Origin of the sequence: Marinimicrobium alkaliphilum (assembly GCF_003259155.1) — a bacterium.
GTDB classification, from domain to species: Bacteria; Pseudomonadota; Gammaproteobacteria; order Pseudomonadales; family Cellvibrionaceae; genus Marinimicrobium_A; species Marinimicrobium_A alkaliphilum.
The window spans coordinates 262,012-288,232 of the sequence record NZ_QGMQ01000004.1 but is presented as its reverse complement, the minus strand read 5'-3'; the positions used below and the strand labels follow the sequence as shown (position 1 = coordinate 288,232).

The following is a 26,221-nucleotide window of genomic DNA, read 5'->3' as shown; positions in this document are numbered from 1 at the left end:
GAAGTCGTAGACTCAGGTTTCGCGGGTGTCCGGTTCGTTCACTCGCACGGCCAGAACATCACAGCCCGCACCGTGCAGAACGGAGTTGGACGTTGAGCCGAGCAACAGGGCAAACCCCTTGCGTCCGTGACTGCCAACGACAATCAAGTCGGCACCGATCTGGCCTGCCAGATGGTGCAGTTCCGTGGCTGGCTGCCCTACGAGCACGTGTTCAGCCTCGATGCGGTAGTCAATTTTGTGGCTCAGGCGCTGCAATTCCTGTTCGGCTTTCAGTTGCAGCTGCTCTTGAACTTCAGAGAGGTCCACGGGCATGTCGCCGCCGTAGGCAAACGTCAGTGGCTCGATCACGTGGGCCAGGCTCAGTTTGGCATTGCAGGCGGTAGCCAGTGCGGTTGCGCGCTCTAGTACCTGGGGCGATTCCTCGGACAGATCAAGGCCTACAATCAGGTGTTTATAGGTCATAGTGTGCTCCCTGTAAAGTGTGCAAATGCAACGGTCGTAACCATTGGAGTCAGTCGATGGATGTTTGGATTATAGTCCTGTTTGGACTGGTTTTGGCAGCGTTGGTAGGACCGATTTTGTCAGTCAAACCGAATAAAGGCCAGCGGCGCCAGGAGTTGATGCGTCTGCAGGCCGCCGAGCGGGGGTTGAATGTGTCCCTGGTGACCTTGCCTCGCCTGCCCACTGACACCGAGGCACCCAGGCCAATCGCGGCCTATTGTCAGCGCGCCGGCCGCATACAACCGGCGACTTACTGGCAGCTTACCCGCGCCGCCTACGAACATGAGAGCCATTTTCTCGGGTGCTGGTGTTGGCATAAAGAGGGGCGGGCGACCACGGCCGAGGCCGAGGTGCTGGCCCGCTGCCTACCGCACTTACCCGCCGGTGTCCGCGCCGTCAGTGCCGGCACTCGGGGTTGGTGTGTGTATTGGGATGAGCGCGGGGGCGAGCCGGTGCTGGAGCAGGTTCAAGCCCTGGTTCAGGCGCTGGCGACTACTGTTACGGGGACTCGGCCAGAGCCGGGTCCTCGGGCTCAGCCTCGACACCGGTAGCCGAGCTCGACGGTTGCGGGTCGTCCTGGGGCAACAAATCCTCACTGATCGTGGTTCGGCGACCTGACATCAATTCTCCCAGCTCGCGAATCAGCCGCATTCGTTCCGGGTTGGGGTGGGGTGAGCCTATCAGCATTCCCTGGGCCTTTTTAAAGAAAGCGTGTGCAGACATGGAGTCATTGCGGCGAACCGCCTTGTTGCCCTGATTGACAAAAGAGGCAACACTCACCATCAGGCTTGCCCAAGTCAATTCACGCAAGAAGGTTTCCTGTTGCTCGAGATCCAGTTCGTCGCGGGATTGGCGCCGGCGTATTACCGTGGCCGCCTTGTTCAGGTAGTGTTGGGCTTGGGCGATCTTGGCGTCACTGTTGCGAGCGTAACCCACGCGGGGCTTGCGGCGTCCGTCCGCCAAACGCTGCGCGCGCTCCTCCGCCTTCTCGATACTGGTTTGGATCGGTGAGGTGTTGCCGGGTTCCTGGTTCAGCATCGTATTCAGCAGACGCAGAATTTCCTGGTTGACGTGCCAGGCGACCTGACGCTCAGGCAGGATGTTTTCCAGGCACTCAAGGGTTTCTTCGAGATCCTCGACCTCATAGCGCAAACGGGTCAGCCGTGCACGTATAGCGCGGACCCGGGCGTGGCGCTGATCCACGTAGTTAACCAGCGCCAGGGCACCAATGATGGTGACGAAAAGAATGGCGAGTAGAAGCATAGGCGCTGCTTATTGTCAGGTTAGGCGCCAGGGCGCCGCTAGGCCGGGGTATCACCCGATTTATACAATAAATCGGCCTGCGCTGTCCAAACTTTACCGGAATTGCCTTTTTTACTGCAAAAACAGGCGCTTATGTTCTATGATGACGCGCCGGTAGCACGTCCCGCTTGACAGGGCCAACGCCCAGACTGCAACCTTGCGGCTCGCGAACGCCGCATACGGAGCCCTTGACCGAAAGGGATTCAGGCCTTATACATGAATAAACGTGTACCCGCAGAGAAGGTCGCAGGTACGCTTTAATGCCGCAGACAGGCACCTTTTACGAGAGCTGACCGACGAGCAGGTCAGCGCGAAATCACCGGGATCAGCAGATTACACTATGGGAAAATCCTTAGTTATTGTGGAGTCGCCAGCAAAGGCCAAGACCATCAACAAATACCTGGGCAATGACTTTATCGTCAAGTCCAGTATTGGCCATATTCGCGATTTGCCCACCAGCGGTGGTGCCAAAACCACCGACCCGAAAGAGCGTGCGCGCCAGGCCGCTAAAACCCGGAAGATGTCACCGGACGAGAAAGCCAAGTACAAGGCCGAGAAAAGCCGCAACCAGCTGATCAACCGGATGGGTATCGATCCGGATAATGGTTGGGATGCCCATTACGAAATATTGCCGGGCAAGGAAAAGGTTGTCGACGAGTTGCGCAAACTCGCGGAAAAGGCCGACCAGATTTTCCTGGCGACGGATTTGGACCGCGAGGGGGAGGCCATTGCCTGGCACCTGCGCGAAGCCATTGGTGGAGACGACGAGCGCTACCGTCGGGTGGTGTTTAACGAGATCACCAAAACGGCCATTCAAAACGCCTTCAAAAGCCCGGGCCGTATTGATCAGGATCGCGTCAATGCTCAGCAGGCTCGCCGTTTTCTGGACCGGGTTGTTGGCTATATGGTCTCTCCCCTGCTGTGGGAGAAAGTCGCGCGTGGTCTGTCGGCCGGACGGGTGCAGTCGGTCGCGGTACGGCTGGTGGTCGAGCGAGAGCGCGAGATTCGCGCCTTTATCCCCGAAGAGTACTGGACAGTCGGTGCCGACCTGCAAGCGGAGACCAAAGACAAGATTCGTTTTGAGGTCAAAAAGCAGAGTGGTGAGGCCTTCAAGCCGGTCAACGAGAGTCAGGCCATGGCGGCTGTGCGTGCGCTTGAGCAGGCCAGCTACCGGATCAGCAATCGCGAAGACAAGCCCACCAGCTCCAAAGCGCCAGCACCTTTTATTACCTCGACACTGCAGCAGGCGGCGAGTACCCGGCTGGGATTCGGAGTGAAGAAAACCATGATGATGGCCCAGCGCTTGTACGAGGCGGGTTACATCACCTATATGCGTACCGACTCCACCAACCTGAGCCAGGATGCCGTGGCCGGTTGTCGGGACTATATTCAGAGCACCTTTGGCGATAAATACCTGCCCAAAAACCCGAACAGCTATTCCAGCAAAGCGGGCGCACAGGAAGCGCACGAAGCGATTCGGCCTTCCAGCGTTGACGTTCTGCCAACCCAGCTCAAAGGTATGGAGCGCGATGCCGAGCGGCTGTATACGCTGATATGGCAGCAGTTTGTGGCGTGCCAGATGAGCCCGGCAGAATTTACCAGCACCTCGGTTGTGGTTGAGGCGGGCGATTTCGAGTTGCGCGCACGCGGGCGCGTCATCCGCTTCGACGGCTTTATGAAGGTCTTGCCGCCGCAAAGTAAAAAAGACGATGACGTGGTGCTGCCTGATATCAAAGTAGGCCAGACGCTGGATCTATTGGCCATTGATCCGGCACAGCACTTCACCAAACCGCCGGCACGCTTCAGCGAAGCGAGTCTGGTAAAAGAATTGGAAAATCGCGGTATTGGGCGTCCGTCCACCTACGCCTCGATTATTTCGACCATTCAGGATCGTGGCTACGTGCGCCTGGAGAATCGGCGCTTCTACGCCGAAAAGATGGGCGATATTGTTACCGGGCGTCTGGTTGAGAGTTTTGATGACTTAATGGACTACAGCTTTACCGCCACCATGGAAGAGTCCCTTGATGATGTGGCTGAAGGCGATAAAAACTGGCGCACACTGCTCGATGAGTTTTACGCCGGGTTTCGTCGTAAGCTCGAACAGGCCCAGGGGCAAGACAGCGGCATGCGCGCCAATACTCCGGTTGATACCGATATTGAGTGTGACAAGTGCGGGCGTCATATGCAGATCCGCACGGGCAGCACTGGGGTATTTTTGGGGTGTTCCGGCTATGCGCTACCGCCCAAGGAACGCTGTAAAAACACCATGAATCTGGTGTCGGGCGACGAAGCGGTCGATGCCGACGCCGATGACGAAGCCGAATCCAAGCAGTTGCGGACCAAGCGCCGCTGTAAACTGTGCAATGCCGCAATGGACAGTTATCTGTTGGATGAGTCGCGGAAAGTGCATATCTGTGGCAATAACCCAGACTGTCCTGGTTACGAAGTTGAGCGCGGTCAGTTCAAAATCAAAGGTTATGAAGGGCCGACCCTCGAGTGCGACAAGTGCGGTAGTGAAATGCAGCTGAAAACTGGCCGTTTCGGCAAGTATTTTGATTGCACCAACAGCGAGTGTAAGAATACCCGCAAGTTGCTGAAAAGCGGTGAGCCAGCGCCACCCAAAATGGACCCGGTAGCCATGCCGGAATTGACCTGTGACAAGGTCGATGACCACTATGTGTTGCGCGATGGAGCCTCTGGGCTGTTCCTGGCGGCGAGCCAGTTCCCGAAAAAACGTGAAACGCGCGCACCGTTGGTCGCTGAGCTGCTGCCACACAAAGACGCGATTGATCCCAAGTACACCTACCTGTTTAAGGCTCCGACCAAGGACGACGAAGGACGGCCGACAGTAATTCGTTTCAGCCGCAAGAACAAGGAGCAGTACGTGCAGTCCGAAGTCGAGGGCAAGGCGACGGGCTGGAAAGCGTTTTACCGCAACGGCAAGTGGGTGGAGCAGGGCACCACCAAGAAGGATTAATCATGGCGGTCAAGTATCTACAGGCGGTCAACCAGAAGTTGGCCTTCGCCCGAGCTGTGCTCAAAATGCTTGAGGCTCAATCCGAGCCTGTTAACGCCAGCGAGCGCTTGCGTTGTCAGGCGTTGGAGGGTGCCGTTCTGTTCCACGCCATGTGTGGCTATCGGCACTATCTGCGCGAGCTGGCTGAGAACTACGGTGTGCGCGACCCCGAGCCGATTGCGACAGAGAACGACCTGCAGGCCGCCCTCAGCGCGATTGGCAAGATGCCCAATGAGGCGAGCGAACTCTCCCTGATGCGCTCCGAGCCTAACAGTTGGGTAAGCCGGATGCGTATCGCTTATGACGACTGCTGGCGGTTACCGGCCGAGGTGTCAGCGACCGAGCCTGTGCAGGGAGAAGATATTGCGCCGGGGCTGATTCAGGTCGCGCATATCGAAGAACCAGCCCCGGCTGTGAATGCAGAGCAGCTCAAGCGGTGGTTGGAAGCCTTTCAGGCGATGGTCGAGCGTCACCGAGAGACCAGCGCCGAATACTAGTTCGGCCCTGGCTCGCATTTAATCTCGAATACAAAAATGGTAGAATGGGACTTTGACGGCCTTATTGCCGGTTTATTATGGAGTCACCATGTCATCAACCCTGTACGAGATTATCGAGCTGCCCAACGGCGATATCGTGCTGCAGCGGGCGAACGATGAGGGCGAGCCTCTGGTGAGTATCCGGTTTTCAGCCGATTCCCTGTCATTTATGCGCGAAGGCAAGTTCGATGTCGCCAAGGCGATGATTGAGGCGGGAATGGAAGCAGCTGGTGAGCTGGCCGATGGCGCTGTAGACGACCCTTGGGATACCAGCCTGGCCGACCTGCACGAAGACAAACCCACCGTACACTGACCTCTGCGTAGATTTTAGCGCCAATGATCCGGCCGGGTCTGGAGCACAATGGCCTGTGCTTCGCCCGTCTGCGCAGCCCCTTCCAGGGCTTGTAAATCCCGTTCGCTCAACTGTTCCGGCGCCACTACCACTGTGTGGCTGGTGCCACTGGCAAGGGCTTCCCAGGCAATCCAGCGGCAGGCATCGCTGCGACGCGGGTGAATCAGACGCACGCATCGACTGTTCACGCCAAAGCGTTCGAGTAATCCACGGTCAATGCCCTTGGGAGCGATCCAGGTAAGCCAGCGCGAATCATCTTGCCAGCTCAGGTGTGCAATCATGGGCAGGAGCAGTGCCAAATTGGTTTGCTGGTCGCTGCCCAGCACCAGCTGGGTCAAGCCTGACGGCCGCGTTGCTGGCGGCGCCTGAAGTCGGATAGTGTTATTCACGGCGGATGACCCCCACGCTTAAACCTTCAATAGTAAATTCCTGATCGCGCAGATCCACTTCGATAACATCAAAGTCGGGGTTCTCCGGCCAGAGTTCGACTTGTGAGCGATTACCGTGACGCTTAAAGCGTTTTACTGTCACTTCATCGCCAATGCGGGCCACCACGATCTGGCCATTGCGAGCCTGATTGGTGCTGTGCACGGCCAGCAGATCGCCATCCAGAATTCCCACGTCGCGCATACTCATCCCCTGTACCCGCAACAGATAGTCGGCCGAGGGTGAAAAAAAGCTGTGAGGGATATCGCAGTAGTCGTCGATGTGTTCCTGGGCGAGTATCGGGTGACCGGCGGCGACGCGGCCCACAACAGGCAAACCATTGTTCTCGGTCTCCGGGATACGAATGCCCCGCGAGGCACCGGGAATGACTTCGATGGCGCCTTTGCGGGCCAGGGCCTTGATGTGTTCTTCAGCCGCATTGGCGGATTTGTAGCCGAGCATGCGCGCGATCTCCGCGCGCGTGGGCGGATAGCCGGTCTCTTCGGCGTAGCTCTTGATCAGCTGAAGCACCTGTTCCTGGCGCGGTGTAAGGTTCTGCATGGGCCGACTCCTGGTCTGTGTTTTTATACAGCTATTGTGATTATATACAGTATGTCGGCGTTTGCAAGCCCCCGGCAGCGTGCTTAGAAATCGTCAAAGCCGCCGAACAGATCCGGTTCGATGGTCGTCAATGGATTGTCGCTAACGGGCAGGTAGGGAGCGTCGTCACTCCAGCGGTCTTCCTGGCTGAGCTCGTAGCCCGCGTCGGAGTCTTCCGGCGGTGCCGCTGGGCTGAGCGTCAGCTGAGGCCAGCTTTCCACATCGAACTCATCGATGGCACCGTCGAGGTATTGCACCTCAATAGCGCCCAAGTCATCGTCGATGGCCACGACCTCAAACAGTTGTTGCTGTTCGTTGTCGCGGTACCAAGCGCCGATTTCCGGGTATCTGAAGCCCATAGTGCCCTCCTCGAAAACGCAGTTCACGGTGGATTTACCTTACCATGTTCGCTGCGGTTAGCGTGATTCGGGCGGCGCCAGGTCATCGCGGGACGCCTTTTTAAACACTGTCAGTAACCTGTTGTTTTGCCGATGCTTTTCGGCGAGCGCAGAGACGCCTTTCGGTTTTGATCGTGTTTGCATCTATTGCCATCAGTGCTCATAAAATAATCGTCTAACAGTAGGGAATTTTTGCGATTTTTTGGGGTGTTTTTGTCAATTACGATTGTTTTATAAATGAACCAAAATTCTGACACTTTTTTTTGTCAGTTTTTTGACCCAGTTACGGTTTCAGGGTGGACAATGACAATTTAATGGCTTAAAAAGAGTTTCTCGGAACCCTTGGGTAGGCGTCTAGTCTGGAGGGCAGCGCGTGCCCGAGTCGAGCGAGGGATCTTTTTTGGGAAGAACAATAATGGGGTTACATTATGTCAGATCGAGAATCGGGCACCGTTAAGTGGTTTAACAATGCTCGGGGCTACGGCTTTATTACGCGCGAACAAGGCAGTGAGGATGTATTTGTGCACTACCGAAATATTCGCGGCGAAGGTTATCGCTCGCTGTCGGAAGGGCAGAGTGTAGAGTATGCTTTGCAGAAAGGAGACAAAGGCCTGCAGGCCGATGATGTGGTACCTCTCGGCTAATAAAAAAAACCGGCTTCGGCCGGTTTTTTTTGCTTCACAGATTTTGATCGGACGAGTGGGGGGGATCAGTCGGGCAAGCTGTAAGGTGTGATTTTTACTACCAGGCCCATAAAAGGATGATCAATATAGTGCAACTCGCCGCTGCGCATGCGGCGACTCTGGTTGAGTGTGGCGATGCGCCGGGGCAGGTAGGCATCGCCCAGGCTGTGACTGAAGTCACCCAGGTAAGCGCTGCTGAAATCCACCTCCCAGGGGTCGCTTTCAAGCGGTGCCTGCGCTGCGTCGATCGAGTCGCTGGGTGCGAGTGCGGGGCTCAGGGGTAATGCCGGCCAGCCGGCCGGATCCTGACCATAGTTGACTTCAAACTGTGTCAACCAAAGCCGGGTCTGCAAATGCAAAAAACGGCTGACATGCAGACGGATGCTGCCCTCGAGTTCGTGATGCTCTCCAAATTGCTCCCCGGCACTGATCAGAATGGCGCGCGCGCGACTCTCGTCTTCTACCGGCTGGCGCCAGGCTTCGTGAAACAACAGCTGGTAATCCGGACTGCGCTGAAAAGCGTTGGCGAAGCGGCCCAGTTCGCGCTCACCGGAGGGCAGGGTATAGAAAGGGTCGCGTCGCAGGTCGGGCTCACGCATCATCGTGGGCACCAGCGGGTCGGCCATAGGGCCGTCGCGGACCGGCGTTTCCCGAATAGTTTGTTGCGGATCGAGCAGTTGCTGCCAGCGCGCCGGATACTGCAGGCGGATATCCTTGGGCCAGTGTTCCTCGCTGCCGGTGGCAGCCGGGCGCGAGAAAGCGATCACCTCAACCTGAAACCAGCGCTCTTCCTCCGCCTGAACGGACGGGGCTGTCACAGCCAGTAGCGTCAGTCCGGCCAGAAGACCAATCAACGGGAGACGGGGCTTGCGAAGTAAAGCTTGCATCAATGATTTTCCTTGGGAGTCAGTCGCGCCAACAGGCGAGTCACAGCGTCAATACGCTGGTCGTTGGCGTCCATCGCCTGAGTGAATCTTAACTGGTTGGCGCCTTCCAGGCGATAGCCTTGGGGCTCAGCCTGCACCAATTGCACAATTGTGAAAGGATCGACCTGTGTTTCGGCAGAAAATTCAATCCGCCCGCCGCCCGGGCCCGCCTCAAGCTTGGCGATACCGAGATTTTGCGCCAAAAGTTTGAGTTGAGTCACACGAAAGAGGTTTTTTACCGGTTCCGGCAGCAGTCCAAAGCGGTCAATCATTTCGACTTGCAGCTCTTTGAGCGCTTCATCATTAGCAGCGTTGGCCAGGCGTTTGTACATCACCAGGCGGCTGTGGACATCGGGCAGGTAATCATCGGGAATCAGTGCCGGGATGCGCAGGTTGACCTCTATGCCGCTGTCCAGCGGTTGCTCAATGTTGGGTTCCTTGCCGGCCCGGATGGCCTTGATGGCTCGGTCGAGCATATCCATATAGAGGGAAAATCCCACCGTCTGGATCTGTCCGCTCTGCTCGTCGCCGAGGAGTTCGCCGGTGCCGCGAATTTCCATATCGTAAGTGGCCAGTGTAAAACCGGCACCCAAATCCTCGGCACTGGCAATGGCTTCCAGGCGCTTGACGGCGTCGCCGGTCATGGCGCGCGGCTCCGGCGTGAGCAGGTAGGCGTAGGCCTGGTGGTGAGAGCGGCCCACGCGCCCGCGCAGCTGGTGGAGTTGGGCCAACCCGAATTTATCGGCCCGATGGATGATAATGGTGTTGGCGCTCGGAATATCGATACCCGTTTCGATGATGGTGGTACACACCAGCAGGTTAAAGCGCTTGTGATAGAAATCGCTCATCACCTGTTCCAGTTCGCGCTCACGCATCTGCCCGTGCCCGATGCCGACCCGCGCTTCGGGGACCAACGCCTGCAATTCGCGTGCGATGCGTTCGATCGATTTGACCTCGTTGTGCAAATAGTACACTTGGCCGCCTCGCAGAATTTCCCGCAGAATGGCCTCTTTCAGAGTGGCGGCGTCGTGTTGGCGCACAAAGGTTTTTACCGACAACCGGCGCGCCGGCGGGGTTGCGATAATCGACAGGTCGCGAATGCCGGACATGGACATGTTCAGCGTCCGGGGAATCGGTGTCGCCGTCAATGTCAGAATATCCACCTCGGCGCGCAGGGCTTTCAGGCGCTCTTTCTGGCGTACGCCAAAGCGGTGCTCCTCATCGATAATGACCAATCCCAGATTCTTGTAATCGATATCGCTCTGGAGCAACTTGTGGGTGCCGATGATGATATCGACTTTGCCGTCCGCGAGGCGTTCCTGAACTTTGGTGACTTCCTTGCCGGTCCGGAAGCGCGAGAGCACGTCGATGGTAATGGGCCAATCCGCAAAACGGTCTTTAAAGGATTCATGGTGTTGTTGGGCGAGCAGGGTGGTGGGTGCCAGCACGGCGACCTGTTTGCCGCTGTGGGCGGCGATAAAGGCGGCGCGCATGGCGACCTCGGTTTTGCCGAAACCGACGTCGCCACACACCAGGCGGTCCATGGGCTGGGCAGAGAGCATGTCTTTGACCACGGCTTCAATCGCCTGTTGTTGGTCTGGCGTTTCCTCAAAGGGAAAGCTGGCGGAGAAACTCTCATAGGCGAGTTTAGGGTCTTCAAAGGCGAAGCCTTTACGCGCCGCGCGTCGGGCGTAGATATCCAGCAGTTCGGCGGCGGTGTCGCGCACCTGTTCTGCGGCTTTGCGTTTGGCCTTCTGCCACTGCTCGCTGCCCAACCGGTGCATGGGTGCGAATTCTTCATCGGCGCCGCTGTAGCGGCTGATCAGGTGCAGGTTGGTGACCGGGACATAGAGCTTGGCCTCGTCGGCGTATTCCAGCGTCAGGAACTCTTCGGTTTGATCGCCCACACTCAGGGTTTCCAGGCCCCGGTAGCGGCCCACGCCGTGGTCGATATGCACCACCGGTGCACCCAGCTTCAGCTCGGTCAAATTTTTGACCACTTGCTCGCTGGTGTCCTGGGCAGTCCGGCGCCGGCGCTGCTGCTGAACCCGTTCGCCGAAGAGCTGGGATTCAGAGATGACCGCCAGTGCCGGGTCGCGAGCAAGCAGTCCTTGCTCGAGCGGGGCGATGGTAATGGCGATGGGCGTCTGGCCGCGCTCAAACGCGGGCCAATCGGCTACTTCTTGCGGGTTGATCCGAATGCGCCCGAGCAGCTCCAGCAACGTCTCGCGGCGCCCGGCGGAGTCGGCGCAGAACAGGACCCGGCCGTCGTGGCTCATCAGAAAGCTTTCCAGTGCGGTGAGCGGGTGCTCGGCCTGGGCGCGCACTGGCAGACTCGGGGGTGTCAGCGTGGCAAAGTCAAAATCGCCGCCTTCGGGGCGGTGTTCGACCGGCGCGTGGGTGATCTGGGTGCGACCGTAGCGTTTGAGCTGCTGATTGAGGGTTTCCACCGGCAGGTAGATTTGATCGGGCCGCAGAATGGGGCGGGTTGGGTCGACCCGGCGACTTTCATAGCGGCTGTTCAGCTCGTGCCAAAAGTGCTCGGCCGCCGCAGGCACGTCGCCCAGCGTGTAGATCTGGGTATCGCTGGGCAGATAGTCGAACAAGGTTGAGCACTGCGCGAAAAACAGCGGCAGGTAGTACTCCACGCCCGGTGGCGAGATCCCGGCACAGACGTCCTGATACACCGGACAGGCCCGGTGGTCCACGTCGAACTGTTGGTGCCATTGTTCGCGAAAGCGGCTGATGCCGGCCTTGTCCAAAGGAAACTCGTGGGCTGGCAACAGCTGAATCTGGTCCACCTGCTCAATGGTGCGCTGGGTTTCCGGATCGAAGGTGCGCAGGGTATCGATTTCGTCGTCGAACAGGTCGATGCGGTAGGGCAGGTCGCTGCCCATAGGGAAAATATCGATCAAGGCGCCCCGAACCGCGAACTCGCCGTGTTCGTATACCGTATCGACACAGTGATAACCGGCTTTCTCGAGGTTGCTGCGCATACGCGCCAGGTCCAGCCGTTCCCCCGTGGCCAGCATCAGGCTGTTGCCGGTCAGGTAGTCGTAGGGCATCAGGCGCTGGAGCAGCGTGGATACCGGCGCTACGAGCAGGCCGCGGGTGAGTGACGGGAGCTGGTAGAGGGTTTTCAGGCGCTCCGAAATGATGTCCTGGTGGGGCGAAATGCTGTCATAGGGGAGTGTTTCCCAGTCGGCCAGATGCAGGACCGGCAGATCTGGCGCGAAGAACCCGAGCTCGCTCTCCAATCGTTGCGCGCCACTGGTGTCGCTGGTCAGGGCCAGGGTCAGGCCGGAGTTGGTGCGTGCGGCGGCGGCGATGGCCAGGGCCTGGGCGGCTCCGTGCAGCTGGCCCCAGCGCTGGCGCATGCCGGCGGCCGGGGCGCCGGGGGGCGTAAAGGGCGCGTAGGAATTCATGGGTACCTATTTCGGCTAAACGGTAAAAAAGGCCGCTATTGTACCTGACTTTTGGCTCGGGTTTTCTGCTCTCGGTTGGGGCGCGCGTCACCGGGTATCCCTTTGCGGGAGGCGCCGCAAACCCATCCTTGGGAGCTCGGCTGCCGCCGTCCGGGCGGCAGACGCTCCCGCAAAGGGATACCCGGTGACGCTCTGTGCCACCTTCACAGGAAAAACCTTCGTTGGGGTGGGGGGGCTCCCGGAAAGGCCTCTCCACCCCCGACTTCCCTCAACTGCGAGAATCGGCGAAAAAGCCCCGTTTGCACTGGCCAACGGCGGCTTCGATCCGTATAATTGCGGCGTTTTTCCTGTTGGGCATTTACGGGACTTCTGAGGAATTGAGCGCCAAGGCGCCTGCTGAAGTGGTTTCTTTGCCCGCCAGGTGGGCTGTCGTCCGGTCAGAACGGGTCCGGCGGCCTGCAACCAGAGGGCTGTGAGATGCTCTTCCGCCAATTCTTCCAAGAACACTAAGTGGGAGCCGGCCCGAACGACGGGCGTGGTGACAGGTGGCCTTGTGTCCGCCACCTCTGGTGACAACGAGGCGCTGCGCAGGTTCAGCAGTGCTACCTTTAATCCAACGAGTGATTAGGCAAAGACGTATGATGAAGATCCGTCGGGGATTGGATTTACCTATATCCGGTGCACCCGAGCAGACCATTACAGATGGTCCCCAGATCCGTTCCGTCGCTGTGATTGGCTTTGATTACCACGGTATGAAGCCCACCATGGAAGTGCAGGTCGGAGATAAGGTGAAGCTCGGTCAGTTGCTATTTACCGATAAAAAGACCGAAGGCATCCGCTACACGGCTCCCGCAGCCGGTACTGTTGCCGCGATCAACCGGGGCGAGCGCCGCGTGTTGCAATCGGTGGTCATCGACATCGAAGGGGATGAGGCCGAGACGTTTGGCGCCTACACCGGTGCTGATATCAACTCGCTGTCGTTCGAGCAGACCCGTGATCTGCTCAACGAGTCGGGCCTCTGGACCGCCTTGCGCACCCGGCCTTACAGCAAGGTGCCTGCGCTTGACGCTCGTCCGAACTCCATATTCATTACGGTCACTGATACCAACCCCCTGGCCGCCGATCCGGCCGTGATCATCAGCGAGCAGCGTGCCGCTTTTGAGCAGGGTCTGGCCGTACTGACACGTCTGACCGAAGGTAAGGTCTTTATCGGCAAGGCGCCCGGTGCGGATATTCCGCTGGGCAACGTCGAGCGCGTGCAAGTGGAAGAATTCGGTGGTGTGCACCCGGCGGGTAATGTCGGTACGCACATTCACTATCTTGACCCTGTTAGCGCCAAGAAAACTGTCTGGACTATCGGGTATCAGGACGTCATCGCCTACGGCAAGCTGTTTACCACAGGGCAGATTCACACCGATCGCGTGGTCGCCCTGGCTGGCCCGCAGGTGCAGAAGCCTCGCCTGGTGCGTACGCGCGTCGGCGCGAGCCTGGAAGAGCTGACCGCGGGTGAACTCAGCGCCGATGAAAATCGTATCATCTCAGGCTCCGTCTTTGGTGGTCGCAGTGCGCGCGGCCCACTGGCGTACCTGGGACGCTACCACAATCAGGTGTCGGTGCTTAAAGAAGGTAACGATCGCCCGATGGTCCACTACCTGCGCGCCGGCGTGAACAGTTTCTCGGTGATGGGTATTTACATCTCCAAGCTGTTCAAAGGGAAAAAGTTCAATTTCACCACCACGACCAACGGCAGTGAGCGTGCCATGGTGCCCATCGGCGCCTACGAGAAAGTTATGCCGCTCGACATTTTGCCCACGCAGCTGTTGCGGTCCCTCATTGTTGAGGACACAGAAACGGCGCAGAAACTCGGTTGTTTGGAGCTGGATGAAGAGGATCTGGCACTGTGTACTTTTGTTTGCCCGGGCAAATATGAGTACGGCCCGATTCTGCGAGACAATCTGACCCGTATTGAGAAGGAGGGTTAAGGTAATGAGGGCTCTACGCAACTTCCTCGACAACATCGAGCCGAGCTTCCACAAAGGCGGCAAGCTCCAAAAGTGGTATCCGTTGTACGAAGCGGTAGACACTATTTTTTACCGTCCACCGAGCGTGACCAAAACCACGGCTCACGTACGTGACGGTATCGACCTCAAGCGCATCATGATCACCGTCTGGTTGTGCACCTTCCCTGCCATGTTCTTCGGGATGTACAACGTTGGCCTGCAGGCCAATACCATCATGGCCGACATGGGTATGGCGCAGGTAGAAGGTTTGCGCGGTACGTTGATCAGTCTGCTCGGTGGCGGTTACGACGCCAGTAGCCTGTGGGACAACTTCATCCACGGTGCAGCCTACTTCCTGCCGATCTACTTCGTCGTATTTGTGGTGGGTGGCTTCTGGGAAGTCCTGTTCGCGACCATCCGTGGCCACGAAGTCAACGAAGGCTTTTTTGTGACTTCCGTGCTTTTTGCCCTGATCTGTCCGCCCGATCTGCCCTTGTGGCAGGCGGCCTTGGGTATCAGCTTCGGTGTCGTGATCGGTAAAGAGGTGTTTGGTGGCACTGGCAAAAACTTCCTCAACCCGGCACTGACCGGGCGTGCGTTCCTGTTCTTTGCTTACCCGGCGTCACTGTCCGGCGATGGCGTCTGGACAGCCGTTGATGGCTATTCCGGTGCGACCGCACTGTCTATTGGTTACCAGGAAGGCATGAGCGCTCTGCAGAATCAGATCAGCTGGTTCGATGCTTTCTTTGGCACCATTCACGGGTCAATCGGCGAGACATCCACTCTCGCAATCCTCATTGGTGGTGCGGTGCTTTTGATCATGGGTATTGCCTCCTGGCGGATCGTCCTGGGTGTATTCCTGGGCATGGTGGCGACTGCGACCCTGTTCAATGTGATCGGCTCCGAGACCAATCAAATGTTCGCCATGCCTTGGTATTGGCATCTGGTGATTGGCGGTTTTGCTTTCGGCATGATCTTTATGGCCACTGACCCCGTTTCGGCGGCGATGACCGACACCGGCAAGCTGTGGTTTGGTGCCCTGATTGGTTTTATGGTCATCATCATTCGGGTGATCAACCCGGCCTTCCCTGAAGGGATGATGCTGGCAATTCTGTTTGCCAACCTGTTCGCACCGCTCATCGACCATTCTGTAGTACAAGCGAATATCAAGCGGAGGCTGGCACGTGGCTAACAACGATACTATCAAGAAGACGATCATCGTCACCCTGCTGCTGTGTTTTGCCTGTTCAGTGGTGGTGTCTTCAGCCGCTGTGCTGCTGCGCCCCATGCAGATTGCAAACCAGGAGTTGGACTTTAAGCGCAACATTCTTGCCGCAGCGAATATGCTCGACGGTCGCGATATCGAGACGGTTTTTGCCGAGCGTATTGTGACCCGGGTGATAAGGCTGGAAACGGGTAGTTATGCTGATGACGAAGTGCCCGATGGCTTCCAGAACCGCGCGGCATCCCGGGACCCGAGCTTGTCTACCAACTTGAACAACCGTGAGGATATCGCTGGCATCAATCGCCGTGAAGATTACTCCCTGGTTTATCTGGTCGAGGATAGTGACGGCAACCTGGAAAAAATTATTCTCCCGGTACGTGGTTATGGCCTCTGGTCAACCATGTGGGGCTTTATCGCGCTGGAAGCTGATGCCAACACCATTATGGGTATCGGTTTCTACGAGCACGGCGAAACCCCCGGTCTTGGCGGCGAGATCGATAATCCCCGCTGGCAGGCAAACTGGGAAGGTAAAAAGATTTACGACGAGGACGGCAGTGTGGCTTTCACCGTATTGAAAGGCAGTGTCGATTCAGGCTCGCCGCAGGCGCAGTACCAGGTTGACGGCTTGTCCGGTGCAACGCTGACTGCTCGTGGTGTTCACAATATGATGCAGTTCTGGATGGGCGACAAAGGCTTCAGGCCTTTCCTCATGAACTTGCAAGACGGGGAGGCTTAATCCATGAAAACCAAAGAGCTTCTGATTACTCCACTGCTGCGCAATAACCCTATTACGCTGCAGATTCTGGGTATTTGTTCGGCCCTGGCGGTCACCAGTCAGCTGAGTGTGACCTTGGTGATGTGTATTGCCTTGACGGTGGTGGCAGCCTTGTCCTGCTTCTTTGTGTCGATTGTGCGCAACCACATTCCGGGCAACATCCGCATTATCGTGCAAATGACCATTATCGCCTCCCTGGTTATTCTGGTTGACCAGGTATTGAAAGCGGTCGCCTACGACATCAGCCGTCAGCTGTCAGTATTTGTTGGCCTGATTATTACCAACTGTATTGTCATGGGTCGCTGTGAAGCCTTCGCCATGAAAAACCCGCCGCTGCCGAGCTTGCTTGACGGTATCGGTAATGGCCTTGGTTACAGCATCATCCTGATCGGTGTTGCGGTTGTGCGTGAACTGCTCGGCTCCGGCTCCCTGTTGGGCTACAACATACTGCCGGTTGCCAGCGAAGGTGGCTGGTATGTGCCTAACGGTTTGCTGCTGCTCCCGCCGAGCGCTTTCTTCATCATCGGCCTGATGATCTGGGGGATTCGCGTGTGGGATAAATCTCAAGTGGAAGAGGCTGATTTCGAAATGCAGCCCAACACCAAAGCGGCTCAGGAGGCTTAATCGTGGAGTATTATTTGAGCTTATTTATCCGCACCGTGTTCGTCGAGAACATGGCGCTGGCATTCTTCCTGGGGATGTGTACCTTTCTGGCCGTGTCCAAGAAGATCAGCGCCGCCTTCGGTCTGGGTGTGGCGGTTGTTGTGGTGCAAGTGATCACGGTGCCGGTAAACAATTTGCTGGTGACCTACGTCCTTGCTGATGGTGCCCTGTCCTGGGCGGGGCTGCCTGACGTCGACTTGAGCTTCCTTGGGTTGATCACCTACATCGGTGTTATTGCCGCACTGGTTCAGATTCTGGAAATGGTTCTGGATAAGTATGTGCCTGTGCTCTACAACGCACTGGGTGTGTTCTTGCCGTTGATCACCGTGAACTGTGCCATCCTCGGCAGCTCGCTCTTTATGGTCGAGCGCGATTACAACTTCGCCGAGAGTGTGGTGTTTGGTGCCGGTTCTGGCGTCGGTTGGGCGCTGGCGATCACCGCTCTGGCCGGTATTCGCGAAAAAATGAAGTACAGTGATGTGCCCGAAGGTCTGCGCGGCTTGGGTATCACCTTCATTATCGTGGGCCTGATGTCCCTGGGCTTTATGTCGTTCGGCGGCATTGATCTGTAATCAGCGGGAGTGAGCTACATGAACATAGAAATTATTCTTGGCGTTGTCATGTTCACCGTCATCGTACTGGCGCTGGTTGCGATTATCCTCAGCGCCCGCTCGAAGCTGGTGAGCTCCGGTGACGTCACTATCGATATTAACGGTGAGAAAACCCTCACCGTGCCCGCCGGTGGCAAGCTGCTGCAAAGCCTGTCGTCGGCAGGCCTGTTTTTGCCTTCAGCCTGCGGCGGCGGTGGGACCTGTGCCCAGTGCAAGTGCGTGGTGACGTCGGGCGGCGGTGCAATTTTGCCGACTGAGGAGAGCCACTTCACCAACCGTGAGATCCGTCAGGGCTGGCGTCTATCGTGCCAAGCACCGGTCAAAGAAGACATGGTGATTGAGGTTCCGGAAGACGTGTTCGGGGTCAAGCAGTGGACCTGCGAGACGGTATCCAACCCGAACGTGGCCACCTTCATCAAAGAGTTGACGTTGAAACTGCCGGAAGGTGAGAACGTCGATTTCCGTGCCGGTGGCTATGTCCAGCTGGAATGCCCGCCTCATCACGTGAAATTCAAGGACTTTGATATCGATGAAGAGTTTCGGGGCGACTGGGAAAAATTTGGTCTGTTCGAGCTGGAGTCCAAGGTGACCGAGCCCACCATTCGCGCCTACTCAATGGCCAACTACCCGGAAGAGAAAGGTGTGGTCAAGTTCAACATCCGTATTGCAACCCCGCCTCCTGGTTCGAAAGATATTCCGCCGGGCATCATGTCATCCTATGTTTTCAACATGAAGCCGGGTGACACTATTGAGGTGTTTGGTCCCTTTGGTGAGTTCTTCGCCAAGGATACGGATGCGGAAATGGTGTTCGTGGGCGGTGGTGCTGGTATGGCACCCATGCGCTCGCACATCTTTGACCAGCTGCGTCGCCTCAAGTCCAAACGCAAAATTTCTTTCTGGTATGGTGCCCGCTCGCTGCGCGAGCTCTTTTACCAGGACGAGTACGACCAGCTGGCGGAGGAGAATGATAACTTCGAGTGGCATGTGGCCATGTCCGATCCGCAGCCTGAGGACAACTGGGAGGGCCCAACAGGCTTTATCCACAATGTTCTCTATGACAACTACCTGAAGGATCATCCCGCGCCGGAAGACTGTGAGTTCTACATGTGCGGACCGCCCATGATGAACGCAGCGGTCATCAAGATGCTTAAAGACCTCGGCGTCGAAGACGAAAACATCATGTTGGACGACTTCGGTGGCTAAATTGATCAACCGATCTGTTTGTTCACGCGTCGCGAAAGCGAGACCGGCATTGCTGGTCTCGTTTTTGTTTTTGGGGCTGGCGCTGGTGTTGGCGGGCTGCGATCGCGGAGGCGATGAGCTGCGCGATATGCGCCGCTTCAGTGGTAGCACCATGGGTACCTACTATTCGATTACCGTAGTTGCTGAAGAGGGCGAAGAGCTCACGCTTGACGAGCATGAACTGCTCGAAGCCATCGACGCCAAGTTTGTGTTGATCAATGAGCATATGTCGACCTATATCGACGACTCCGAGCTGATGATGCTCAATGCGGCACCTGTAGGCGAGTGGCTGGATCTCTCCGAGCCTATGGCCAGAGTGCTGGCGGTGAGTGAAAAGGTCAGCGAGCGCAGCGAAGGCCGCTTCGACATTACGGTCATGCCCCTGGTCAACCTGTGGGGTTTTGGTCCGGATCCATCGGTGGCCGAACCGCCGCCAGCCGAGGCGATAGAAGAGCGCCTGGATCAACTGGGCTTCCGCTATCTTGAGCTCGATGGCGAACATCACCGTCTGCGCAAGAACCGGGCCGTTACCATGGACCTTAGCGGTGTTGCCAAGGGCTACGGCGCTGACTGGATGGGCGAGTTCCTCGCATCTCAGGGGTTCGACAACTATCTGGTGGAGATTGGTGGTGATATCGCGGCATCGGGGGTCAGTGCTCGCGGCGATGCCTGGCGCATTGCCATTGAGCAGCCCTCACAGTTGCAGCAGCAGGTGCGCGCGATCGTGAATTTGAGCGACGTGGGCTTGGCCACATCGGGAGATTATCGCAATTACTTTGAGCGCGATGGGCGGCGGTACTCCCACACCATCGATCCGTTAACAGGGTACCCCATCGACCACAGACTGGCCTCGGTCAGTGTGATTGCACCCACGGCGGCTGAGGCCGACGCCTGGTCAACGGCGATTATGGTCGCGGGCCCGGATGCGGGCATGGCACTGGCCGAATTGGAACAATTGGCGATTTATATGATCATCAGAGATGGTGATGACTATACGGATCGTTTTAGTAGCGCGTTTTCCGCCTACCTGGAAGAGTGAGGTACGAGTATGGCGATGTTTGTGGTAACCCTGTTTGTGATGCTGTTGATTGTGACAGCCATGTCGGTGGGTGTCTTGTTTGGGCGCACACCGATCAAAGGTTCCTGTGGTGGCGTAGGCGCTGCCTTGAAGGAAAAAGACTATGTCTGTGATTTCTGCGGCAATGATGAAAGCAAATGCGAAGAGCTGCAGGAACAGGGCGTGGTAGAGAAAGACCATAAAGCACTGGCCTACGACGCCGGTCAAAAACAACAGTAACTGCCGACCCGGTCGTGCCACCCGGTTTGTGGCACAGTTGTGTAAGGAGCAGTAAAAAGGTGACTGACCATACCTATGATGTTGTTGTAATTGGTGCCGGGCCCGCCGGTGAAAGCGCGGCCATGGCCACGGCCAAGACCGGGCTGAAAGTGGCGGTGGTGGAAGACCGCGCCTGGGTGGGCGGCAACTGCGCCCACAAGGGCACCATCCCGTCCAAATCATTGCGCCATGCGGTCAAGCAGATTATCCGCTTCAATAACGGCAATCTTTTTCGAGATCTGGGTGATACCCGCTGGCTGTCCTATCCGCGTGTGCTGAACGCCGCTGCTCAAGTCATCCCCAAACAGGTCGAGCTTCACACCGAGTTCTACATCCGCAACCGGGTGAACCTGCACATTGGGCGTGCATCTTTTGTCGATGCCAACACCCTGGTGGTGGACATGCCGGAGGGCGCGCAGGAAACCATCAGCGCACGCTATATCGTCATCGCTACCGGTTCGCGTCCTTACCACCCGGAGGATGTTGACTTTAATCACCCGCGTATCTACGACAGTGATTCCATTCTGGACATGAAGCACACTCCGCGTCACCTGATTATTTACGGTGCCGGGGTTATTGGTTCCGAGTACGCGTCGATTTTTTCCGGCCTTGGTATTCACGTGGACCTGATCAATAACCGCGATCGGTTGCTGTCGTTTCTTGATGATGAGATTTCCGACGCGCTCAGCTATCACCTGCGCGACAGCGGCGTGACCGTGCGTCACAGTGAAGAGTACGAGACCATTGAGGCCAACGACCACAGCGTCACCGTGCATATGCAGTCCGGCAAGCGTCTACGTGCTGATGCCATTCTCTGGTGCAACGGCCGCAGCGGTAACACGGACAAGCTTAATCTGGAGGCCCTGGGCTTGAAGGCGGACTACCGGGGGAATCTGAAGGTCGACAGTCGCTATCGGACCGAGGTTGACAACATCTTTGCGGTCGGCGACGTGGTGGGTTGGCCGAGTCTGGCCAGCGCGTCCTTTGATCAGGGCAGGGCGGTTGCCGACGTCATCACTGGCGGTGAGGGTCAACCGGTCACGGGCGTACCCACGGGCATCTATACGCTCCCGGAGATCAGCTCCATTGGCCAGACCGAGCGTGAGCTGACGGCCGCCAAAGTGCCGTACGAGGTGGGGCGGGCGTTGTTCAAAAATACCGCGCGTGGTCAGATCAGCGGCGAGGAAGTGGGCATGCTTAAGCTACTGTTCCACGTCGACACCCTGGAAATTCTTGGGGTTCATTGCTTTGGTGCTGAAGCGGCGGAGATCGTCCATATTGGACAGGCGATCATGGCGCAGCCGGGCGAGAACAATACGATCCGGTTTTTCCTCGATACCACGTTCAACTACCCGACCATGGCCGAGGCATACCGCCTGGCGGCGCTCGATGGTATGGGCCGTATCAACCGGCGTTAACGCTCAACAGCCCAACCGTCGCCACCGGACTCATCGGTCGCGGCGGTTGTGTTTGAGTACCGAGCGCAATACCCGATCACCTTCAAAATAGACCACGTACTGCGGGTAATCCCAGCTCGAAATGGGCGGCTCACCCACGGGCCCATGTCTCTGTTCCGGTTCGCCAAAACGCGCTTCCACTTGCACCATGGTCATCCCGTGTTGTGGACGCTCCAGATCCTGCAGCGCCTCACCTTGTGCGCCCACCGGCAAAATGACTGTGTCGGCACAGACCCAGGCACTGGCGACCGCCAGAGCAAACATCACAGGCAGGTGTCGGTATTTCATAAGCATTCTCCGTTGTTCAGGCCTCAGTGGAGCCCGTCCTCATCGTGTTGGCGGCGTTTCTCGGCCAGTTGCGCACGCATAATCTGCTGGCTGATAAGCTGCTGTTGTTGACTGGTGATATGTTGGAATTCTGCCGCAATTTGCCAGCCGTTAATGGGATCTGGTTCACAGCGCACGACTTCGGCAAAGAGCACGACACCGGCATGGCTGGGCAAAAAGGTAATATGCAGGGCGAGGTGTTGACCGCTTTCCAACGGTTCGGGATTGCCGAACGCGATACCGTTATCACTCAGGTTAACCGGGCGGGGCTTAAGCGGAACTTTTTGCTGATCCGCCATCAAATGCTGGGTCAGCAGCTCGATTTTGCGATCGAGCAGGTGCAGATAGTCTCCCAGTGCGCGGCTCTGTTCTTTGACCGGCAGAATCAGCTGTGCCGCTTCGGCGTCAACACGCTTGAGTTCGGCGTGCAGACGCAGTACCGCCGAGCCAGGGAAAAATTCATCCGCCGAGCGCTCGGCCGCCGTCTGGGCACTGACGGGCTCGAAGCTCAGAGCGACGTGTTCATCAATACGAAAGTAAGTGCGCCTGTCTCTGTTCAAGGGCGATCTCCAGGTTATTTGTCACTAAGATAGCACATCTGGCCGGGCGCGGGCCACGCTCCGACAAGGGTTCTCGCGGGGGCTTGTGGCCGCTTCGGCATTAGGGTTAAATGCGCTCCATGCCAATCAATATTCCGCTTTATATCGGCTTGCGCTACACCCGCGCAAAACGCCGCAATCAGTATATCTCCTTTGTGAGTGGCTTTTCCTTTTTGGGGATGGCGCTCGGGGTTTTGGCGTTGATCACGGTACTTTCGGTGATGAACGGCTTTGACCGGGAAATGAAGGAGCGGATTCTAAGCGTTGTACCCCACGGCTTTATTGACCGCGAACCGGCCCTTGAGGACTGGGAGTCACTAGCGCATCAGGTCGAAGCTCACCCCCAGGTTGAAGCGGCCGCACCCTATATCGGCGGTTTTGCACTGGTCAGTTATGCCCGCGGTGTCGAGGGTATTCAGTTGCAGGGTATTCTGCCGGAGGCCGAAGGCCGGGTCTCGGTGATTGAGGATCATATGCTGATCGGTTCAAGCCATCATCTTGAACCGGGCGAGTTCGGTATTGTGATGGGCAGTCTGATGGCCCGACAACTGGGGTTGGCCTTGGGCGACAGAGTGACTCTCACCTTGCCTGATATCAATATCACACCAGCCGGGGTTTACCCACGCATGCGTCGTTTTACGCTGGTCGGGGTGTTCGAGGTAGGCGCCCAGGTCGATCAGGGTCTGGCCATGATTCATCTTGACGATGCCCGGCGTCTGTTTCGCAGCCAGGGTGTGCAGGGTTTGCACGTGCGCGTCTCTGATATCTATCGGGCTGCACAAATTCTCGCGGAGGTGGGCCAGCAGCTCGACGACAGCTACACCCTCCGCGACTGGACCCAGACGCAGGGCAGCCTGTTCCAGGCGGTAAAAATGGAAAAAATCGTTATCTCTGTGCTGCTCAGTATCATTATTGCGGTGGCGGCTTTCAATATCGTTTCCAGCCTGGTGTTGATGGTCGCCGATAAGCGCAGCGACATCGCGGTACTGCGCACGCTTGGGCTTACCGGTCGGCAGGTCATGGCCATTTTCGTGGTGCAGGGCAGCGCTGTGGGCTTTCTCGGCACGCTCATTGGGGCCGTGCTGGGTTGTTTGCTCGCGCTGTATATTGGCCCGTTGGTGGCGACCATCGAGGCACTGTTTGACTGGTACATCTTTAACCCGGATGTCTATTACATCAGTCACTTGCCCTCAGTATTGCTGTGGCAGGACGTCCTGACCATCTGTGGCGTAGCGCTGGTGGTCAGTGTTCTGGCGACGTTGTACCCGGCCTACCGGGCTTCCCAAATTGAACCTGCAGAGGCATTGCGTTATGAGTAATCCGGTATTGAGCTGCCGCGGCGTTCACAAAACCTACCGCCAGGGCCCCCAGGAACTGACCGTGTTACACGGTATCGAGTTGGCGGTGGCCCCCGGTGAGCGGATTGCCATTGTGGGTGCCTCGGGCTCGGGCAAGTCGACCCTGTTGAATATTCTCGGCGGGCTGGATACCCCCAGTGCGGGGGAAGTGACCGTGGCCGGCGAAACCCTGTCCCGGTTGAGTGCCGATCAGCGCGGACGCCTGCGCAACCGCGCGCTCGGCTTTGTGTACCAGTTTCATCACCTGCTGCCCGAGTTTACGGCGCTGGAAAATGTCGCCATGCCGTTGTTGATCGGCAAGTGCACTCCCGCAGAGGCCCGGCGCCGGGCGGCGGATATGCTTGAGCGGGTGGGGCTGGCAGAGCGTGTCAGTCACAAGCCGTCGGAGCTGTCCGGAGGCGAGCGCCAGCGCGTGGCCATCGCCCGCGCCCTGGTGATCAACCCGGCCTGCGTCCTGATGGATGAACCCACCGGCAATCTCGACAGCCATACCGCGGACGCCATACAGGCGTTGATGCTGTCTCTCAACCAGTCCCAGGGCACCAGTTTTATCATCGTCACCCACGACATGACGCTGGCACGCAAGATGGATCGGGTGATGACCCTCACGGATGGGCATCTGGAGGTGGCGGCGTGAAACCCTGGGCCGCGTTCGTCGGGCGGCGCTACGCCATTACCCGGCGCCACAGCCATTTGGTGTCCTTCATCTCCAAGGTCTCCGTAGTCGGGTTGGTGATCGGTGTCGCCTTATTGGTGCTGGTGATGTCGATCATGAACGGTTTTGACCGGGAGTTGCGCGAGCGGATTCTCGGCATTATGCCCCAGGCAACACTCTATCACCGCGACGGTATCGAGGACCCGCAATCGCTGGCGGCGGAGGTTCTGGTACACCCGCAGGTACAGGCGGTGAGCCCCTTTGTTCAGCTTCAGGGCCTTTTGGCCTATCAGCGACGCGTTGCGCCAGTGAGTCTCTACGGCGTCGATCCTGGCCAAGAGAGTCTGGTATCGGTGGTTGAAAGCTATCTGCCGGCGGGTGCCTTTGCGGATCTTGCCGCGAGTGAGCGGGGGGTGCTTCTGGGGTCGGGTATCGCCGAGCAGTTGGGGGTCGAGCGCGGCGATCGCTTGAGCCTGATCGTACCGCGTCGCGGCAGTAACGCCCAGTCACCCGCGATCAGCTCTCTGGAAGTGGTGGCGGTGCTGCACAGTGGCACGGAGATCGATCAGTCCCTGGCCATTATGGGATTACAGCAGGCGTCATCGGCCTCAGAGTTTCCGGGTCGGGTCAGTGGCCTGCGCTTGCAGGTTGACGATCTGTTCGCCGCCCCCCGGATAATGAGTGAGGTGCTGAGTGACAAACCCTTCGGTTATTATGGCTCCAATTGGACCCGCACCCACGGCAATCTGTACCAGGCGATCCACATGTCCAAGCGCCTGGTGGGGCTGCTGCTGTTTTTGATCATTGCCATCGCCGCATTCAACCTGGTGTCGACCCTGATCATGGTGGTGGTGGACAAGCGTGGGGACATTGCCATTCTGCGCACCCTGGGGGCCTCCAGCCGCGAGATTATGACGGTCTTCATGGTTCAGGGCGGCATCATCGGCTGCCTTGGGACGGGGCTTGGCGTTGCGCTGGGTGTCAGTTTGTCACTGGGCGTGACTGATTTTGTGCTTTGGCTTGAGGGCGTGCTCGCCTTCCAGTTCCTGCAGTCGGACGTCTACCCGCTGAGCTACTTACCGAGCGACTTACATTGGCCGGACGTGTTCCAGGTCGCGGGTACCGCGTTGTTTCTGAGTTTTGTCGCCAGTTTGTTTCCGGCCTGGCGTGCGAGTCGGGTGCAGCCTGCCGAGGCCCTGCGCTACGAGTGATCCTGCTTCTTCTTGGCTTTGGCGACAGCGCGTTTGCGCTGCCGCTCCCGCCAACTGCTGACCACATGCCAGCGCCAGAGTACCTGAATGGTCAGGTAGGCGAGGGTACCCAGGACCAGGCCGCAGATAACCGACCCCACCAGTAGCGGCTTCCAAATGAGCGCGAACTCGCCTGTCAGCCATTCCCATGAGAGCTCGAAGGACACCGGCATCGGGGGCACCTGAAGAATTCTCCGTCCGAGTCGATAGGCCCCGTAAAGCATGGCCGGCATGGTGATGGGGTTGCTGACCCAGACCAGAACCACCGCGATCGGCAGGTTGCAACGCAACCACAGGGCGAAGAGAGCGGAAACGGCCATCTGCATGGGGATGGGTAAAAAAGCGACGAAGATACCCACAAAACACGCCACCGACACGGAGTGGCGGTTGAGGTGAAAGAGATTCGGGTCGTGCAGCACTTCCCCCAGAAATTGCAGGCCACGGCGATTGCGCAGACTGTGGGGGCTTGGCAGATACCGGCGAATAATCTTGCGAGCCATTCCAGGACCCAGTGAGAACGTATGAAGTCGGGCATTATGCCCTGATTGGCCTTCGGGT

At 57.8% G+C, this 26,221-nt stretch carries 27 protein-coding genes; 17 read left to right on the top strand and 10 right to left on the bottom strand.

Annotation, left to right across the window (positions count from 1 at the left end):
• Positions 1-12 precede the first annotated feature (12 nt).
• On the bottom strand, positions 13-462 hold the full coding sequence (locus tag DKW72_RS08600) for a universal stress protein (RefSeq protein ID WP_111641941.1): 450 nt from the start codon (positions 460-462) through the stop codon (positions 13-15).
• A 116-nt stretch (positions 463-578) separates the two neighbouring features.
• Here DKW72_RS08600 and DKW72_RS16380 point away from each other — a divergent pair, with 116 nt between their 5' ends.
• On the top strand, positions 579-1,052 hold the full coding sequence (locus DKW72_RS16380; RefSeq protein WP_157960441.1) for a hypothetical protein: 474 nt from the start codon (positions 579-581) through the stop codon (positions 1,050-1,052).
• Here DKW72_RS16380 and DKW72_RS08590 read toward each other — a convergent pair.
• Positions 1,000-1,764 (bottom strand): hypothetical protein, encoded by a 765-nt coding sequence (locus tag DKW72_RS08590; RefSeq protein WP_111641939.1) that lies wholly within the window; start codon positions 1,762-1,764, stop codon positions 1,000-1,002. The two genes, DKW72_RS16380 and DKW72_RS08590, sit on opposite strands and share 53 nt — an antisense overlap.
• 379 nt (positions 1,765-2,143) lie before the next feature.
• Between DKW72_RS08590 and topA the strand changes: the two genes are divergently transcribed.
• The 3 genes from topA (at position 2,144) to DKW72_RS08575 (ending at position 5,668) form a co-directional block, all read left to right on the top strand.
• Positions 2,144-4,780 (top strand): type I DNA topoisomerase, encoded by a 2,637-nt coding sequence (gene topA / locus DKW72_RS08585; RefSeq protein WP_111641938.1) that lies wholly within the window; start codon positions 2,144-2,146, stop codon positions 4,778-4,780.
• A gap of 2 nt (positions 4,781-4,782) precedes the next feature.
• Positions 4,783-5,316 carry a DUF6586 family protein gene (locus DKW72_RS08580; protein WP_111641937.1) on the top strand — a complete coding sequence of 178 codons (534 nt, stop codon included), beginning with the start codon at positions 4,783-4,785 and terminating at the stop codon, positions 5,314-5,316.
• A gap of 88 nt (positions 5,317-5,404) precedes the next feature.
• On the top strand, positions 5,405-5,668 hold the full coding sequence (locus DKW72_RS08575) for a hypothetical protein (protein ID WP_111641936.1): 264 nt from the start codon (positions 5,405-5,407) through the stop codon (positions 5,666-5,668).
• 14 nt (positions 5,669-5,682) lie between these two features.
• Here DKW72_RS08575 and DKW72_RS08570 read toward each other — a convergent pair whose 3' ends face one another.
• The 3 genes from DKW72_RS08570 to DKW72_RS08560 all read right to left on the bottom strand — a co-directional run bounded on the left by DKW72_RS08570 (position 5,683) and on the right by DKW72_RS08560 (position 7,092).
• Positions 5,683-6,096: a cell division inhibitor SulA gene (locus DKW72_RS08570; RefSeq protein WP_111641935.1), complete on the bottom strand. Its 414-nt coding sequence runs from the start codon at positions 6,094-6,096 to the stop codon at positions 5,683-5,685.
• Entirely contained in the window at positions 6,089-6,694 is a 606-nt protein-coding gene (gene lexA, locus DKW72_RS08565; RefSeq protein WP_111641934.1) for a transcriptional repressor LexA, read from the bottom strand. The genes DKW72_RS08570 and lexA overlap by 8 nt, the downstream gene beginning before the upstream one ends.
• Positions 6,695-6,777: 83 nt before the next feature.
• Entirely contained in the window at positions 6,778-7,092 is a 315-nt protein-coding gene (locus tag DKW72_RS08560; RefSeq protein ID WP_111641933.1) for a DUF6763 family protein, read from the bottom strand.
• A gap of 467 nt (positions 7,093-7,559) precedes the next feature.
• Here DKW72_RS08560 and DKW72_RS08555 point away from each other — a divergent pair, with 467 nt between their 5' ends.
• Positions 7,560-7,775, top strand: a complete 216-nt coding sequence (locus DKW72_RS08555; protein WP_111641932.1) for a cold-shock protein — start codon at positions 7,560-7,562, stop codon at positions 7,773-7,775.
• A gap of 65 nt (positions 7,776-7,840) precedes the next feature.
• Here DKW72_RS08555 and DKW72_RS08550 read toward each other — a convergent pair whose 3' ends face one another.
• Together DKW72_RS08550 and mfd are read right to left on the bottom strand one after the other, a co-directional pair.
• Positions 7,841-8,701 (bottom strand): CsiV family protein, encoded by an 861-nt coding sequence (locus DKW72_RS08550; protein ID WP_111641931.1) that lies wholly within the window; start codon positions 8,699-8,701, stop codon positions 7,841-7,843.
• A complete protein-coding gene (gene mfd / locus DKW72_RS08545; RefSeq protein ID WP_111641930.1) occupies positions 8,701-12,165 on the bottom strand; it encodes a transcription-repair coupling factor in 3,465 nt (1,154 codons plus the stop codon). Before mfd ends, DKW72_RS08550 begins: the two co-directional genes overlap by 1 nt.
• Positions 12,166-12,803: 638 nt before the next feature.
• On the opposite strand from mfd, the gene DKW72_RS08540 reads away from it, so the two are divergent.
• The 9 genes from DKW72_RS08540 to sthA are packed head-to-tail and all read left to right on the top strand — an operon-like array spanning position 12,804 to position 21,435.
• The gene (locus DKW72_RS08540; protein WP_111641929.1) at positions 12,804-14,147 is read left to right on the top strand and encodes a Na(+)-translocating NADH-quinone reductase subunit A; all 1,344 of its coding nucleotides are present in this window, start codon (positions 12,804-12,806) and stop codon (positions 14,145-14,147) included.
• 4 nt (positions 14,148-14,151) lie between these two features.
• Positions 14,152-15,357: an NADH:ubiquinone reductase (Na(+)-transporting) subunit B gene (locus DKW72_RS08535; RefSeq protein WP_111641928.1), complete on the top strand. Its 1,206-nt coding sequence runs from the start codon at positions 14,152-14,154 to the stop codon at positions 15,355-15,357.
• Entirely contained in the window at positions 15,350-16,126 is a 777-nt protein-coding gene (locus DKW72_RS08530) for a Na(+)-translocating NADH-quinone reductase subunit C (RefSeq protein WP_111641927.1), read from the top strand. Before DKW72_RS08535 ends, DKW72_RS08530 begins: the two co-directional genes overlap by 8 nt.
• Positions 16,127-16,129: 3 nt before the next feature.
• The gene (locus tag DKW72_RS08525; RefSeq protein ID WP_111641926.1) at positions 16,130-16,789 is read left to right on the top strand and encodes an NADH:ubiquinone reductase (Na(+)-transporting) subunit D; all 660 of its coding nucleotides are present in this window, start codon (positions 16,130-16,132) and stop codon (positions 16,787-16,789) included.
• A gap of 2 nt (positions 16,790-16,791) precedes the next feature.
• The gene (gene nqrE / locus DKW72_RS08520; RefSeq protein WP_111641925.1) at positions 16,792-17,400 is read left to right on the top strand and encodes an NADH:ubiquinone reductase (Na(+)-transporting) subunit E; all 609 of its coding nucleotides are present in this window, start codon (positions 16,792-16,794) and stop codon (positions 17,398-17,400) included.
• Between the two features lie 18 nt (positions 17,401-17,418).
• Positions 17,419-18,642, top strand: coding sequence for an NADH:ubiquinone reductase (Na(+)-transporting) subunit F (gene nqrF, locus DKW72_RS08515; RefSeq protein ID WP_111641924.1), 1,224 nt, complete (start codon positions 17,419-17,421; stop codon positions 18,640-18,642).
• 49 nt (positions 18,643-18,691) lie between these two features.
• Positions 18,692-19,720 (top strand): FAD:protein FMN transferase, encoded by a 1,029-nt coding sequence (locus DKW72_RS08510; RefSeq protein ID WP_232522357.1) that lies wholly within the window; start codon positions 18,692-18,694, stop codon positions 19,718-19,720.
• Between the two features lie 15 nt (positions 19,721-19,735).
• Entirely contained in the window at positions 19,736-19,978 is a 243-nt protein-coding gene (nqrM, locus tag DKW72_RS08505; protein ID WP_332835787.1) for a (Na+)-NQR maturation NqrM, read from the top strand.
• 59 nt (positions 19,979-20,037) lie between these two features.
• Positions 20,038-21,435 (top strand): Si-specific NAD(P)(+) transhydrogenase, encoded by a 1,398-nt coding sequence (sthA, locus tag DKW72_RS08500; protein WP_111641921.1) that lies wholly within the window; start codon positions 20,038-20,040, stop codon positions 21,433-21,435.
• 30 nt (positions 21,436-21,465) lie between these two features.
• On the opposite strand, the gene DKW72_RS08495 is transcribed toward sthA, so the two are convergent.
• Positions 21,466-21,762 (bottom strand): hypothetical protein, encoded by a 297-nt coding sequence (locus DKW72_RS08495; RefSeq protein ID WP_198411282.1) that lies wholly within the window; start codon positions 21,760-21,762, stop codon positions 21,466-21,468.
• Between the two features lie 23 nt (positions 21,763-21,785).
• Positions 21,786-22,361, bottom strand: coding sequence for a PilZ domain-containing protein (locus DKW72_RS08490; protein WP_111641920.1), 576 nt, complete (start codon positions 22,359-22,361; stop codon positions 21,786-21,788).
• Between the two features lie 119 nt (positions 22,362-22,480).
• On the opposite strand from DKW72_RS08490, the gene DKW72_RS08485 reads away from it, so the two are divergent.
• From DKW72_RS08485 to DKW72_RS08475, 3 genes are read left to right on the top strand one after another with little or no spacing between them, the layout of a single operon-like run.
• On the top strand, positions 22,481-23,719 hold the full coding sequence (locus DKW72_RS08485) for a lipoprotein-releasing ABC transporter permease subunit (protein WP_111641919.1): 1,239 nt from the start codon (positions 22,481-22,483) through the stop codon (positions 23,717-23,719).
• Positions 23,712-24,395 carry a lipoprotein-releasing ABC transporter ATP-binding protein LolD gene (lolD, locus tag DKW72_RS08480; RefSeq protein WP_111641918.1) on the top strand — a complete coding sequence of 228 codons (684 nt, stop codon included), beginning with the start codon at positions 23,712-23,714 and terminating at the stop codon, positions 24,393-24,395. The genes DKW72_RS08485 and lolD overlap by 8 nt, the downstream gene beginning before the upstream one ends.
• Complete coding sequence (locus DKW72_RS08475) at positions 24,392-25,624, top strand: lipoprotein-releasing ABC transporter permease subunit (protein WP_111641917.1); 1,233 nt, start codon at positions 24,392-24,394, stop codon at positions 25,622-25,624. Before lolD ends, DKW72_RS08475 begins: the two co-directional genes overlap by 4 nt.
• Here the strand turns inward: DKW72_RS08475 and DKW72_RS08470 are convergent.
• A complete protein-coding gene (locus tag DKW72_RS08470) occupies positions 25,615-26,163 on the bottom strand; it encodes a DUF2062 domain-containing protein (protein WP_111641916.1) in 549 nt (182 codons plus the stop codon). The genes DKW72_RS08475 and DKW72_RS08470 overlap by 10 nt on opposite strands.
• Between the last annotated feature and the right edge of the window lie 58 nt (positions 26,164-26,221).